Origin of the sequence: Arenibacter sp. S6351L (assembly GCF_023016025.1) — a bacterium.
Taxonomy (GTDB): domain Bacteria; phylum Bacteroidota; class Bacteroidia; order Flavobacteriales; family Flavobacteriaceae; genus Arenibacter; species Arenibacter algicola_B.
In genome coordinates, this window is the sequence record NZ_JALKBB010000019.1 from 31,252 (window position 1) to 45,749 (window position 14,498).

Annotated in this window: 10 protein-coding genes; 5 read left to right on the forward strand and 5 right to left on the reverse strand. The window is 36.9% G+C overall.

Features of this window, described 5'->3' with window-relative positions; genetic code table 11:
- Positions 1 to 494: 494 nt before the first annotated feature.
- The 5 genes from MWU82_RS15270 to MWU82_RS15290 form a co-directional block, all read right to left on the reverse strand.
- Positions 495 to 1,976 (reverse strand): sulfatase, encoded by a 1,482-nt coding sequence (locus MWU82_RS15270; protein WP_247097030.1) that lies wholly within the window; start codon positions 1,974 to 1,976, stop codon positions 495 to 497.
- 315 nt (positions 1,977 to 2,291) lie between these two features.
- A complete protein-coding gene (locus MWU82_RS15275) occupies positions 2,292 to 3,953 on the reverse strand; it encodes a sulfatase (RefSeq protein ID WP_247097031.1) in 1,662 nt (553 codons plus the stop codon).
- A 424-nt stretch (positions 3,954 to 4,377) separates the two neighbouring features.
- Positions 4,378 to 5,667, reverse strand: a complete 1,290-nt coding sequence (locus tag MWU82_RS15280) for a RagB/SusD family nutrient uptake outer membrane protein (RefSeq protein WP_247097032.1) — start codon at positions 5,665 to 5,667, stop codon at positions 4,378 to 4,380.
- Between the two features lie 28 nt (positions 5,668 to 5,695).
- Positions 5,696 to 9,049 carry a TonB-dependent receptor gene (locus MWU82_RS15285; protein ID WP_247097033.1) on the reverse strand — a complete coding sequence of 1,118 codons (3,354 nt, stop codon included), beginning with the start codon at positions 9,047 to 9,049 and terminating at the stop codon, positions 5,696 to 5,698.
- Positions 9,050 to 9,256: 207 nt separating this feature from the next.
- Positions 9,257 to 10,420 (reverse strand): FecR family protein, encoded by a 1,164-nt coding sequence (locus MWU82_RS15290; protein WP_247097034.1) that lies wholly within the window; start codon positions 10,418 to 10,420, stop codon positions 9,257 to 9,259.
- 134 nt (positions 10,421 to 10,554) lie between these two features.
- Here MWU82_RS15290 and MWU82_RS15295 point away from each other — a divergent pair, with 134 nt between their 5' ends.
- The 5 genes from MWU82_RS15295 (at position 10,555) to MWU82_RS15315 (ending at position 14,468) form a co-directional block, all read left to right on the forward strand.
- A complete protein-coding gene (locus MWU82_RS15295) occupies positions 10,555 to 11,130 on the forward strand; it encodes an RNA polymerase sigma-70 factor (protein ID WP_247097035.1) in 576 nt (191 codons plus the stop codon).
- Positions 11,131 to 11,360: 230 nt separating this feature from the next.
- Positions 11,361 to 12,734 carry a Gfo/Idh/MocA family oxidoreductase gene (locus MWU82_RS15300; protein WP_247097036.1) on the forward strand — a complete coding sequence of 458 codons (1,374 nt, stop codon included), beginning with the start codon at positions 11,361 to 11,363 and terminating at the stop codon, positions 12,732 to 12,734.
- Positions 12,735 to 12,870: 136 nt separating this feature from the next.
- The gene (locus MWU82_RS15305) at positions 12,871 to 13,311 is read left to right on the forward strand and encodes a hypothetical protein (RefSeq protein ID WP_247097037.1); all 441 of its coding nucleotides are present in this window, start codon (positions 12,871 to 12,873) and stop codon (positions 13,309 to 13,311) included.
- 31 nt (positions 13,312 to 13,342) lie between these two features.
- The gene (locus tag MWU82_RS15310; RefSeq protein ID WP_215949070.1) at positions 13,343 to 13,834 is read left to right on the forward strand and encodes a sigma-70 family RNA polymerase sigma factor; all 492 of its coding nucleotides are present in this window, start codon (positions 13,343 to 13,345) and stop codon (positions 13,832 to 13,834) included.
- Positions 13,818 to 14,468: a hypothetical protein gene (locus MWU82_RS15315; protein ID WP_247097038.1), complete on the forward strand. Its 651-nt coding sequence runs from the start codon at positions 13,818 to 13,820 to the stop codon at positions 14,466 to 14,468. Before MWU82_RS15310 ends, MWU82_RS15315 begins: the two co-directional genes overlap by 17 nt.
- Positions 14,469 to 14,498: the final 30 nt, after the last annotated feature.

Genomic DNA, 14,498 nt, shown 5'->3' on the forward strand with positions numbered 1-14,498 from the left:
GTTCTTAAGCAATCGATTTATTTGAATTTGGAATTGGTAGAGCTTTTCAAATTAATGAGTACACCTCCCGGAAAATCCTGAACGAAATGACCATAAGACCTAATTTATCTTGAAACCAAAAAAAAGGAACAATAGTCTCCCATTGTTCCTTTTACAACTAAACTAACTCAAATAAAATTTTTAACTGTCGGGCAAAACCCTAAAATATTTTTCTCTTATGGATGGATAAATCTAAAATAGAATACTTGCACCATGAGTAATAATTGCACCAACTATATGCCAAAGTATTAGTTAAATTAAACACTTTTGGAGCAATTAAAATGTAGGTTATGCGAACCATGGTCATAAAAATTGCAAGTAAATGCTGCCCTTAGATCTAAACCCTTCTGCTCTCAACCAACTTAATAACTATCACTAAAAATTCTTCAACATGCAGTCTTGTGGGGTAATTGAAGATATTGCTGCCAATTTTGGCTTAAACAGTAACACCTAATTCAATTGGAATTCAATTTACCAGGTTCTCTACGATTCTTCCCATCTTTGCCAGTAAGATCATCTCCAAGATCTTCACGAGCCTGCTCTACCAAATTTTGGAGATCCCGAACCACTTCTGGATTTTGATCTTTAACATCGTATCGTTCACCGGGATCACGTCGTAAATCATATAATGCCAGCCCTGTTGTATCAGGATGTTTCCCTCCTTGGTAGCCGTCATTTCCCGGTAATTCACCTTCAAAAGATCCATAGATATGGGGCAGTACAAGTTTCCAGGGACCTTTTCGAACGCCCTGTAAACTGTTTTTGTTATAATAATAATATAGATTTTTCCGTGGCGAAACGTCTTTTCCTTGCAGTAAGGGCAATATATTTATTCCATCTATTTTCTTATTGGGTAATGCAGCGCCTGTAATGGCCGCAAATGTTGGTAACAAATCAATGGTACAGGCCAATTCATTATTTACCGATCCAGCGGGCACTATGCCCGGCCAACGTATGATTGCAGGTTCCCGTTGCCCCCCTTCCCAAGTCGTCAATTTACCCTCCCTAAATCCTCCTGAGGAACCAGCATGATTGCCAAAAGGAAGCCAAGGTCCATTGTCACTAGTGAATATGACCAAAGTATTCTTTTCTAGGCCATTTTCCCTTAATGTATTCATCACTTGCCCAACGGACCAATCGATCTCCATCATTACATCTCCATATAATCCTTGTTGACTCTTTCCCTTAAATTTGTCGGATACAGCCAAAGGGACATGGGGCATCGAATGTGCGAAATACAAGAAAAAAGGCTGTTGTTTGTTTTTTTTAATAAAATCGATAGCTCTTTCTGTATAACGTGTGGTCAATTTTGACTGATCGTCCAAATCACGAACATATTCGATAGTTTTATTCCCTTCTATTAGTGGCAAGGGAGGCAGTTTACCTCTGCGGATTAATGGATCCGTAATAGGCTTTCCATCAAATCCTACTGGCCACATATCATTGGAATAGGGAAGACCGAAATATTCGTCGAAACCATGCTGTAATGGTAGAAATTGCTCTGCCTCCCCTAAATGCCACTTCCCTACCATACCAGTAGCGTAGCCCTTTGTCTTAAGTATTTCTGGGATTGTCTCTTCCTCACTACTAATACCAATTTTGGAATAAGGGAACAACGCTCCCGAAATTCCTATGCGGTTAGGATAACAACCAGTAAGTATACCTGCTCGTGAGGCACTACAAATAGCCTGTGCTGAATAAAAATTAGTGAAGCGCATACCTTCATCAGCCAATTTGTCAATATTGGGCATTTTATATCCAATACCTCCATAGGCAGTGAGGTCCCCATAACCTATATCATCCATAAATATTAGAATAATGTTAGGTTTCTTTAACAGTCCATCTTGGGCTAGAACTGAAAAGTTCATCACAAAAAGCAAAATAAAGATTGAAGGGAATGTAATTCTTGATACTCTAATTACGGCGATAAGTTTCATTGTAAATTTTTTTATTATTTCATTAATCTTGGATATAGTCTTGGTTAGATTTGACATTTCAGTATATGGCATATATTGCCCATTGAAATCCCTAATCTTTCTTCTGTTTCATCGATGTATTCAGTTTATTTTCGATTACACCTTTTTCATCTAATAATGGGACAACAGTCCTGGGTTGTTTTCCAAAAAATCTAACATTGATTGGTATAATTGAGCTAACCTTACACACAAAACAATTTTTCTTCATATTTATTAAATGATTGCGTAGGTAATGTCTTTCTAATTAGCGGTTAAAGACAAATCATAATAGCAATTTTATTTTTTACGATATCGCAAAATTGGGCTGTCTTTAAAACCTATGCGTACTACCTTAGCTTCGAATTCCTGCTTTGACAAAAGAGGCTCATTGTAAATGTTCCAAGAGATAGCATCTGGAAACTTCCAGATGATAGTAGCATCGTGGACATTGGAAGTTAAATAAACATGTTGATTTTGCTCCATTACCTTTAAGGGTTCCAATTGAGGATTTTGACCGTCGACCAACCATTTTGCTATCAACTCTTTTTCAGGGATTCGTCCCAGATCGCCTGTTTCCTCTATCCAATTGTCCAATAAGTTTCTCAAGTATACCAAAGTATCCTTATGTTCTTTTCTATTAGCCAAATTTATCAGTTCGTAGGGGTCTTTTTCTAAATTGTAAAGTTCTTCCTCGGGCTTAGGTACTCGAAACCATAGTTCTTGCACAGAATCTAAAGTTGCGTTTTTATGCATTTCTTTTAGGTTTCGCATCAAAGGCATCTCGTCCCTGTATTTTAGTGCTAGAGCATTACTTTGATTAACGTTAAAGTTCCGGATGTACTTATAATCTTTCGACCTTACTGCTCTTAACCTATCCACTCCTTCACCAAAGCGATCCGCAGTTGTAAAAATAGATTTTCGTGCGATTGTATCCTGGTACATACCGAACAAAGCCTTGCCCTGCATATTTTCCGGAGGCTTTATCCCTGCCCAAGACAATAAGGTTGGTGCAAAATCAATAAAACTTACTAAATCATCGTTATAATCCGATTCTTTTTCATTTCCTTGGAACTTTATTACCAAAGGCACTTTTGTACCTGTTTCGTAAAGGGCCCTTTTATATCTGGGAAACGGTCCGCCATGGTCCCCGTAGAAAAATATAATTGTATTCTCATAAAGTCCGTCTTCTTTAAGCTGTACAATAAGCTTGCCTATAGCATCATCCATACGTTTGAGATTACTATAGTTAATGGCCAAATCTTTTCGTACAATATTGTTGTCGGGGAAAATAGGCGGAACGGGCACAGATTCTGGCAAAACAAATAATTCATCTTCCGTAAACCTCCATATCGCACCTTCATGTGTCATGTTAAAATTAAAAACCGAAAAGAAAGGCTTATTCTTATCTGGCCTATTTCGCCAAGTAGCCTTGTCACTACTATCGTCCCAAACAGATTCCAAGGTCCTAAAATTATAGTCTTCCTTATAGTTGTTAGTGCAGTAGTAGCCCTTTTCTCTTAAGTACTCAGTGAACATATGAGTGTTTTCCGGAACGACTGGAGAATAATTGGGAATGCCTAACTCAGGTCGATTTTCAATACTATTACCATTATACGTACGCATATTATGTGTTCCCAAGGTGGTTGGGTACATACCGGTAATAAGGCTACTTCTTGTTGGGGCACATACTGGTACCGGAGTGTAGGCATTATTAAAAATTACACCCTCCAATGCTAGTGCTTCTAAATTGGGTAAAGATATTGTAGAATCTCCGTACATTGGAAAAAACTCAGGTGATTGATCTTCTGTAACGAACCAAACAATATTTGGAGGTGAAGCATTCAAATTTGTTTTGATATTTTTCTTTTGACCAAAAAATAGTAATGGATTTGATAAACATATAACCAAAAAACATTTGGCCAATAAGGGCTTAGTAAACTTTTGTAAAAAATTATTCATAATTTATAATTTAGTTGTAGGTAAAACCAGTTCTCGTAATTAGGAAATATGAACAAAATGAGGATTCAACATAAATGGTTTCCTTATGTAGATTTTAAGAAGTATTACAATATACTCTGTGAAACTATTATGATATGTAATTGCCTATTTCGATTTTTGTACAATTCATAAAACTTTATTATGAATTTTAACAATTATAATCGAAGTGTGTTACGGAGAATGTCAGCAAAAATTTCACCAAAACCATTCTCCTAAAACACACATCTTCAAGCCATAGTTGGCCAATAAAAAATCAATAACCCGTATTTTGCTCCAATATTAAGCTAGCATCAATTTCGCCTTGCGGGATGGGAAATAATTTATGATAAGGTTGCGCATTTTTTCCTCGTTCTATTGCTTTACTTATAAATGTTCCTTGACGAATTTAATCTTCACGACTCTTCATTTCATAATAAAATTCCCATTCCCTTTCTTTGAATATTTCATTTCGAAATGATTCCTTATCAAAATCAGCAACATTCAATCCTGAAACACCTGCCCTGTTTCGTACTTTGTTAATTAAATCTATTGATTCCTGAGTAGGTCCATTAATTTCATTCAACGCCTCTGCTCTTGAAATTAATATATCTGCATAACGGATTACAGGTATATCATTCCCTGCGCTTGGTCCAGAAGCATTAGGGTCCCAGTCATACTTTAAAGGCAAAGATTGATTATTGCCCAAAAGCTGTACATGTTTTCCAGAGGTATTCGTGTATTCCGTAACAATTAAACTTTTTCTTGAATCATTATCATTGAACGAATTAACAAACTGATCAAACAAATATGCGCGCGCAGCAAATACAGCATTATTAGGATTTGGCAACGGGAAATCGTTTGGAAAAGTAACCGCATTTATTTGATTGGTATTGCCCTGAGGTGTACAGGCATTCACCCAAATCATTTCTATATTCCCTTCATTTGTTACGCTAAATAAATTGCCATAATTTGGTAGAAGATCATATTTGTTCATATTAATTATTTGTTCTGCAATATCTGCGCTTTTAGTCCATTGTTTTGTGTTTAAATAAAATTTACACAACAATCCAAGTGCAGCACCCTTCGTTGCCCTTCCATAACTTTGGGCGTCTACCGGTAAATCAATGCTAGCCTCAATTAAATCATTTTCAATTTGTACATGTATTTTTTCAATTGTAGGGCGCGAAATATCAAGAGAATCAGTAGAAGATGTTAAATATAAAGGTACTGGCCCAAACCAATCGTACAAAAGCGAATAGGCGCGACCTCTAATAAATTTGGCTTCAGCGGTTATTTCCTTTTTAAAGGCAATATCAAAATTGTCATTATCAACATTATCTAAAACAATATTCGCATCTCTAATAGCTCCATAACTTTTAGTCCATGCGCTTTGAAACCAATCCAAATTACTGGTCCAAGTAAAATCAAAAAGTGGAGTTAATTGTGCAGAGATACTTCCACCTTGATTATAAGTTTCTCCAGAACTCATAGCTGAGAAAAAATAATACCAATATTCCCTCAACTGAATCTGATTATATCCAGAGTTAAGTATACTTGACAAACCACTTTTTGAGTTGAGTGCTTCCTCGTTAGACATTTCAGAATAAACCTTTTCTTCAAGAACCTTGTCACAACTAATTGCTACAAAAATCATTGAGAAATAAATATATACTCGTATTAAGTTCTTAAATTCCATGATACATATAATTTGTTAGATAATTAATTTATAGACCAATCTTTAAACCCAAGACCCAAGTTCGAGCCAAAGGATATCCGTTATAGTCCAATTTCACATTGCTTCTACCGAAGGAATTTGATTCTGGATTAGCCCCAATATAGTTGGTTAGAGTAATTAGATTTTGCCCCGTCACATATACCTCCATTAAACGAGCAAATTTTACAGGAATATTGTAGGCCAACCTTATGGACTGTAGCCGAAGGTATGATGCATCATCGACCATTAAGGAGTTAACCTTCCCTCCTCCATAGGCATTGGGGTTTATACCAGAAGGCCATTTAGTATCTGGATTATCTGGAGTCCACCTATTTAGAGCTTGTTCTGCAATTCTATTCCTTCTGAAATTTGCAGGATACATGCTCTCAATCCGGTTAATATTTATTAAATCAGCCCCCTGTTGTCCTTGAATAAAGAAATCAAAACTGAGATCTTTATATGAAATAGTATTTTGAATTCCATATGTAAATTCAGGATAAGGGTTTCCTATTACAACTTGATCAGCTGGTGATATTTTTCTGTCACCATTGACATCCTTAAATACAGGATAACCCGGCTGTGAATCCGGTTGTGCTGAGGCTTCGACTTCACTTTGGGATTGAAATATCCCTGACACGATATATCCATAATAAGAAGCTGCAGGTTCACCAACACGATAAATCGAAGTATTACCTACATTTTGTACAAAGCCGGTAATTATATCACTTGAATTCCCTAAATCCGTTATCTTATTTTTTATAGAAGAAAAATTCAAAGTAGTACTCCACATAAAATTCTCTTGACTGATATTTATAGAATTTAGGAGAATTTCCATTCCACTATTTCTCATTTTTCCAACATTTGATAAAATTGACTCGTATCCAGACGCAGTAGGCAATGGTTTATTAATCAATAAATCTCTGGTTTCTTTATTAAAATAATCTAACGTAGCACTAACTCTTCCTCCCAAAATACGAGCATCGATTCCTATATCGATTTGTGCTGTAGATTCCCATTTCAAATTTGGATTCGCTATTCTGGATGGCCTCAAACTTGTTGCTAACTGATCATCGAGAATGGCACTTAGGCCCGAAGAATATGTAGAAATAGAATTATAATTCCCAATATCCTGATTACCAGTAATACCCCAACTAGCTCTTAGTTTTAATTCATCAAAAATATCCGGAACAAATGATTCCTTATCCAATTTCCACCCAAAGGCAAATGAAGGAAAATAACCAAACTTATTATTCTCCCCGAACCTGGAAGAACCATCTGCTCGTAAAGTACCTGTCAAAAGATACTTATTTAAATAATTATAATTTATCCGACCTATATAAGATAACAAACTGTTCCCTGCCTTATTACTACCTAGACCGTCAAAATTATCGTCACCTAAGTTAAGATTATCAACACCTGTTGCATCCGATGGAAAACCAGAAATCGTACCTGAAAATTGTGAATCTAAAAAATTCTGGTACGTTGTACCACCCAATATATTTAGAGTGCTCTTTTCGTTAAATTCTTTAACATAATTCATTGTAAATTCAACCAATTGATTAGATCGATTTAATGTGGTTATGCTAGCTATACCATTTTCTGATTGTCCCCTAATTGTTAATCGAGAATTATAGATTTCTCTGATTACGTTTTGATTGTCATAACCAAAATTAAGTTTTGTTGATAATCCTTTTAAAATTTCATAATCAATAAAAACGTTACCAAATGTTCTATTAATTTTATCTGTATTTGAAATCCCCTCTATCAAACTTAATGGGTTATTAATTGTAAGATTAGAAGATCTGGAGAAACTTCCATCTTCATTAAAAACACTCTCGGTAGGATCGTACAACAGTGATGAATAAATGGGACCAGCCTGTTCATTTGTATTTACACCATCAATTTGGTTGTTATTTTTAATGACACTTGAATTAATATTTATTCCAACATTAATATTCTCCCCAATCTTAGAATTTATATTTACCCTAGCTATATATTTCTCAATTCCTGAGTTTTTTACAATCCCATCTTGATTAAAATAATTTAGGGAAGTTCTAAATGTAGTATTTTCATTTCCTCCGGACATAGAGAGGTTATGGCTTGCAACTGGAGCAGAGATGTAGATTTGGTCTTGCCAATCTGTTCCTGCTCCAATATTAGAAATGTCAGACGAATTAAAAACAGGGCCTTGACCTCCTTCAACAGATATGTCATTTATTGAACTTATATATTCCTGGGTAGATAATATATCAATACGCTTGGCTATAGTTTGCATGCCAGAATACCCTTCATAATCAACTTTAATCTTTCCTGAATTTCCTTGTTTGGTTGTTATTAAAACTACACCATTTGCACCTCTTGAACCATAGATGGCTGTTGCAGATGCATCTTTAAGAATTTCTATAGAAGATATGTCACTAGGGTTTAGACTGTTCAACGGGTTCCTTGGATTTTGATTTGAACCAACCCCGGCTGATCCACCTGAAGAGAGCAGCGTGCCATTATCAATTGGTAGACCATCAATAACATATAGAGGTTGATTTCCTGCATTAATTGAGCTTGAACCTCTTATTCTTACAGAAACGCCCCCACCTGGTTCACCACTTGTCTGTGCTATCTGTACACCTGAAGCCTTTCCTTGAATAAGTTGATCCACCGACGCATTAACACCCGGATTAAAATCCTTATCAGAAATAGATGACACCGATCCAGTAATATCACTTTTTTTGACTGTTCCATATCCTACTACTACAATTTCATCCAATGCCGAAGCACTTTCCTCTAGCTGAACATTTAGTATAGTTTGTCCATTGAGCCCTATTTCCTTGGTTGAAAAACCGATATAGGAAATGAGTAAAATCGCGTTATTCTCAGCTAATGTTATAGCAAAATTCCCGTCAAAATCGGCCTGCGTTCCATTCGTGGTACCTTTTTCAATAATATTGGCTCCTGGCAAAGGAGTTCCATTTTCATCAGTTATGGTACCCGTAATTGTCTGCTGATATTTATCAAGTTCAATAAAGCTTTGGTCAATACCAAAGGACTTAGGAGCAGTTGGAGCTATTTCTACCTTTTTGAGTAGTATCTGCTTTTTATAAACTTCATAAGTAATATTTGTTCCTTTAAAAAGCTTATCTAGAATATCAAAAATCTTTTCCTTATCCGCCTTTATATCTACCGCTCTTTTTACATCTATTTTCTGTGTATCCACAAAAAATTTAAATTCTGAAATAGTCTCGATTCTGTTAAGTACCTCACTTAACTGTACATCGTTCATTTCTAAGGATATCCTTGTTTTTTGGGAATAGGTGGTGGCATTGATCTGCAGCATACATACTAAAAGAAAAAAGGCAGTCAGCTTCATTTTAAGATCCCACTTTAGAGTGCACATGGAGGAACACCCGATTATAATCAGTTTTTTCATACTTTTGTTATGGTTATTAATTGGTAACTCTATTTTTGACCAAACCTTTAAGTCGGGAAATGTTGCGAGCATTTTCCGATTTTTTTTTAGATTGGTCTATTATTAATTTTACGTTTTTATGTCATAGGCCATGTTGGTTTTAGTGGTTTATTTAATAATTATTTGATTATCCTTAATGGAATATTCTATTCCGTAGGTTCTATCTAATATTTCCAAAATCTCTTCTATAGTTTCTTCCTCAAAATTGGAACTGAAGGTATTATCATCCAAAGCCGTATCGCTATTGATAATGGTAACATTATATCGCCGTTCCAATTGCTGTCGAATTTGCTTGAAGGGCGTATCCCTAAAAATGAGTTTCCCTTGCACCCAAGAGGTATAGATGGAAGTATCTACCTTATCCATTTTAAAATTCTTTTGCTCCCTGTTCCATGTTCCCCTTTCTCCAGGCACTAATTGAACGTTTGTTTGTTGCTTCTCCTCCGATAAGGAATCGGACAATTCAACACTTCCGGAAACTAGTACTGTGCTGGTTTCCAGATCTTCGTCATAAGCGGATACATTAAATTCCGTACCCAGCACTTGTACGTTAATAGATCCCAAATTCACTATAAAGGGATGATCCCTGTCCTCGGCCACCTTAAAAAAAGCCTCTCCCTTTAGGGAAACCTGTCTGTTATTACTTGTTGCAAAACTCGTAGGGTATCTTAAAACGGAGCCTGAATTAACATATACTATGGTACCATCAGCCAGTTCCAATTCAAATTTCTTTCCGTATGGTACATTTAATTCATTATAAACTAATTCTTTAGATTGACTTGCTGGGACATACTTAATTTTATCTCCTGTTTGAACAGCGATTACATTACCTTCCGCATCCAAAATATTGCCACTACCTGTCTCCTTGATGATCTCCAACTTACCATTCCCTAATTGCAGATTTACTTCTTCATTGGCTATGGTTATAATTTCGTGCCCTTTATTGGACCTAGACATTAAAATCAATCCCAAGCCTAAACCTACAATACCAATAAAGATTGCAGCAAATTTCCAATATGCTCGGATTCTTCTTTTCGGTTCCTGATGTTGAACGGAATCCAAAGCGATTTGTTCCAAAAAATCCTTAAAGGCACTTTCTCTATCTACTTTTAAGTATTTCTTGGACAACAGATATTCCACTTCCATAGAATCCAAAAAACATTTTTTCACCTCTTCCAAAGGATAATCCTGAATACTTTCATACATCTTGGATTCCTCAATTTTTCCTTCAAAGTAATCCTGAACAAGACGTTCCAATGTGCTGTTTTTCATATTTCCATTATCAATTACATAAGTATGACCCCAGTTTTTTCCCAATCCCTACATAATTTTTAACTTTTTTTTATTTTTCACTAATTTTTAACGAGTTTTACCTAGATTAATCAGCAACCAACCAAATTCTCATTTTGCAAAACAAAGACGTTCTATTATTAGATAGCTTAAAGAAGGGAGACGAAAGGGCTTATAAAAACCTCTACGATCTGTATTATTCTGGACTTGTAGTGTATTGCTTTAATTTAACTAAGGATCAGGACCGTGCGGAGGACATAGTGCAACAGACCTTAGTGAAAATTTGGATTAAAAGGGACACCCTACATATTAGATCTTCATTAAAGAGTTACCTATATAGATCCGTCTATAATACCTTTTTAAAGGAATACAAAAAGCTTAAAAAGGAAGAGGTGGTATTGGCAGATCTGAAAAATACTGTCCTGATGGATTTTGTAGAAAAGGATGAATCCATTCTTGAAGAGAGAATGAAACTACTGGAATCGGCAATAGATCAACTTCCTAAGAAAAATAGGGAAGTCTTTTTGCTCAGCAAGAAATCTGGGTACAAGCACAAGGAAATAGCTGCCCAATTGGATATTTCGGAAAAGGCCGTGGAAAAACATATAAGTCGAGCTACCCAATCTATTAAGAAATGGCTCAAGGACAAGAAAAATAGTTTGGTGCTATTATTCTTGCGTTTTAGGACCTAATATTGAAAGATGTTTGTCAGGTCTGGGAAAAATAGTAGGTCATGGTATGATCGAAATGCCTTTTTTGGATAAATTTTGGATAAATGAATAAGGTGGTGATATCCTTGCCATTATAGAAATAGAAAACTGCAGTTAATAGGTCTATTTTGGATTTTAGTTATTACCTTTTATAAATTTTCAGCCAATCAACCATGGGATTAAAATAAGTCGATCCCAAAATTCATATTTCTATGACAAATCAACAAAAATCGGTATCGCGACGAAGATTCTTGGATTCAATTACTACAGCAGCACTCGCAGTTCCTTTTTTAGGAACTTCCGCCATAAGTTTGGCATCACCAAAGAACAAACTAAAACATGCCTGTATAGGTGTCGGTGGAATGGGCTGGCACGACCTCCAAAATTTTAAGCAACATCCCAACGTGCAAATCGTAGCTCTATGTGATGTAGACGCAAAAAACTTGCAAAAGGCAGCGGAACTTTTTCCGGATGCCCGTACATATTCCGATTGGCGTGAACTTCTTAAAAAGGAGGACGATATTATTGACTCGGTGAATGTAACGGTACCGGACCATAATCATTTTGTCATTGCCTATCAGGCGATTCAAAATGGAAAACATGTCTATTGTCAAAAGCCTTTGTGTCATGATGTGGCAGAAGTTCGCAAACTTACCGAAGCATCAATAAAGGTCGGGGTAATAACCCAACTGGGCACCCACCATGCCTCTGGCAAAGGTGATCGTTCGGCAGTTCAAATCATTAAGGATGGTGTTATAGGAAAAATCAAGCACGCCTATCTCTGCTCCAACCGTCCAGCAGCGATAGAGACCTATAGGCTGCCAGGCCCGCGCCCACCTAAAGGTCAGGAAGTGCCTCCCCATTTAAATTGGGACCTTTGGACCGGAACCGCTCCTATGCGCCCCTATGCTCCCAAAATCTATCATCCGGCCATATGGAGAGCGTGGCAAGACTTTGGAACTGGGTGGTCCGGAGATATCGGATGTCATATATTTGACGCCGTTTGGAAAGGCCTTGGACTACAAGCACCTACGTCGGTCGTGGCCAAGGTTCAAGAGTCGTGGCAGAAATCTTCGGAACGAAACGGGGATACATGGCCGCAGGGCGACCATATCACTTGGATGTTCCCTGGCAACGAGTTTACCGAATTGGATGTTCTACCTGTGGAATGGTTTGACGGGGAGTTTTACCCGCCTTGGGAAATACAAGCTTTATTTCATGGGAAACCATATCCAGCAGAATCGGCCATTCTCATTGGAACCGAAGGAGCCTTGCTCATTCCCCACCGTGAAATGCCAGTTCTATTGCCAGAAAATAAATATATGGATTACGAAATGCCAAAATTGGATGACCGCAATCACTACCACCATTTTGTGGATGCCTGTTTGGGTAGTGAAAAAACAGAATCACATTTTGCTCAGTCTGGCCCCATGACCGAAGCCATCCTATTGGGTACGGTTGCCATACGACTGCCAGGCACTGTCTTGGAATGGGATCCGGCCAATATGTTGTTCCCAAATAATCCAGAGGCCAACAAATATCTTCAACGTAAGTATCGTAAAGGCTGGAGTGTGGCTGGATTTTAATGGGTCTGACAAATCGATTGTTTTAAAAGGAAGTAAAATAATATTACGGCCCTTGGAACGCATCTTTTAAAAAAAAAATATCCATAGGGTGTAATAATCTTTGTCTTTAGCCACTAACCAAGAAAAGATTAAAATTATGACACTAAAAAATGCACTTGACCATTTCAAAAATTTGGAATCCAAATCGACTAAAAAGTCTGAAATTAAGATTTACCGAAAGTTCATTCAGATATTGACGAGTTTAGAGAACAGTGACTTGTTGGACTCTGAAATTCAATCTATTGAACAGCAACTAGATGTTCTTCATTTAAATGCAACTACAACAAAAAATAAAAAAGCACTAAAACAGTTTCTAAAATATTTGAAGGATACTTTTTCCTTAACCCCTAAAGGCTATTACACCAACCTTGGTATAGGATTGGGATCATCATTTGGAATTATTTTTGGAATAGCAGTACTTTCGAATTTTGAGCGGTCTCTGGGTATATCGTTCGGCATTGCCCTCGGAATGCTAATCGGCCTAGTCGTAGGACGTAATTTGGATTCGCGGGCCAAGGATGCAGGGAAGATGATATAATACCCTTTAACCAAGCCAATAAACTAGAAGAGTGAGCAACGATTTTTATACATCTTCCATTTTGCCGTATGCCGCAATTATCATAAAGATATGCAGGGCATATACCAATACCCAGCAAGATTTCGAGGATTATTATCAAGAGGTGTGCTTACAAATTTGGAAAAGCAGAAATAACTTTCAGGCACGTTCCGAGTGGTCTACATGGGTATATAGACTATCTCTTAATGTATGCATGACCTTGTTGAAGAAACAGAAAAACAACCGTCAGCGTATAGCCTCGGATAAGCTACCCTCAGATATATCGGATGAGCCCCGTATTTTTATCGACGATTCCCTTGAGCAGCTTTATGCTGCAATTCGGCAGCTGTCCGAGGTGGACAGAGGGGTGATTTTGCTTTATCTGGAAGAAAAAACCTACCAAGAAATTGCAGATATCATTGGCACCAACCCAAATAATATTGGGGTGCGGATAAAACGAATTAAAGTACGATTAAAAAAAATCTTAGATGGAAAAATCAATTGAAACCATTTGGAAAGAAGGTTTCCTAAATAGGGATGCATTAATTGCTCCCAAGGTAAACGACATTTACAACATGAAGTCGATTCATATCATCGATAAATTCCAAAAATTGTTCTTGATCAATATATGGGGAATTATCATTGGCTCTTCCCTGCTATTTATTGCGTCCTATTTTGCAGGAGCTTTGCTTGCCGGCAGTATTGTACTAATAATGATGCTCTGGGTTGCATACACCGCTTACCATGAATTAAAGGCTTTGGAAAAGATAGATAAAGGGCAAAGCAGTTATACTTTTTTAAAATCCTTTAAGGATTGGATATCCAAATCTATAGATAGGTATGGAAAAATGTATAGGGTAGTATATCCTGTCCTAATACTTGTTTTCTACTTTGGAATCTGGTTTTCCGATATATTTGCTGGCAAGCGGGAAATGGTCGCAGCCAACTCAAATGATATGGTGTTCGGGCTACATATCTACACCACGATTATCATTATAATTGCGGCTGTTCTGATGGGCATTTTCAGTAAGGCAATTCATAGTAAGGATGTAAAAACGATTTATGGGGGAATATTGAGAAAGCTCGACTTGGCCCTTGCTGAAATGGAGGAATTGAGAGATGAACACCCCCTATCCTAAGGAGAGAAATGCGGAATACACTGAATACAA

What these genes read in the sequence shown, in the direction of transcription:
- MWU82_RS15285 (WP_247097033.1), bottom strand. Translation starts at nt 9,049, where the DNA reads ATGAAGCTGACTGCCTTTTTTCTTTTAGTATGTATGCTGCAGATCAAT.
- MWU82_RS15275 (WP_247097031.1), bottom strand. Translation starts at nt 3,953, where the DNA reads ATGAATAATTTTTTACAAAAGTTTACTAAGCCCTTATTGGCCAAATGT.
- MWU82_RS15290 (WP_247097034.1), bottom strand. Translation starts at nt 10,420, where the DNA reads ATGAAAAACAGCACATTGGAACGTCTTGTTCAGGATTACTTTGAAGGA.
- MWU82_RS15305 (WP_247097037.1), top strand. Translation starts at nt 12,871, where the DNA reads ATGACACTAAAAAATGCACTTGACCATTTCAAAAATTTGGAATCCAAA.
- MWU82_RS15270 (WP_247097030.1), bottom strand. Translation starts at nt 1,976, where the DNA reads ATGAAACTTATCGCCGTAATTAGAGTATCAAGAATTACATTCCCTTCA.
- MWU82_RS15315 (WP_247097038.1), top strand. Translation starts at nt 13,818, where the DNA reads ATGGAAAAATCAATTGAAACCATTTGGAAAGAAGGTTTCCTAAATAGG.
- MWU82_RS15280 (WP_247097032.1), bottom strand. Translation starts at nt 5,667, where the DNA reads ATGGAATTTAAGAACTTAATACGAGTATATATTTATTTCTCAATGATT.
- MWU82_RS15300 (WP_247097036.1), top strand. Translation starts at nt 11,361, where the DNA reads ATGACAAATCAACAAAAATCGGTATCGCGACGAAGATTCTTGGATTCA.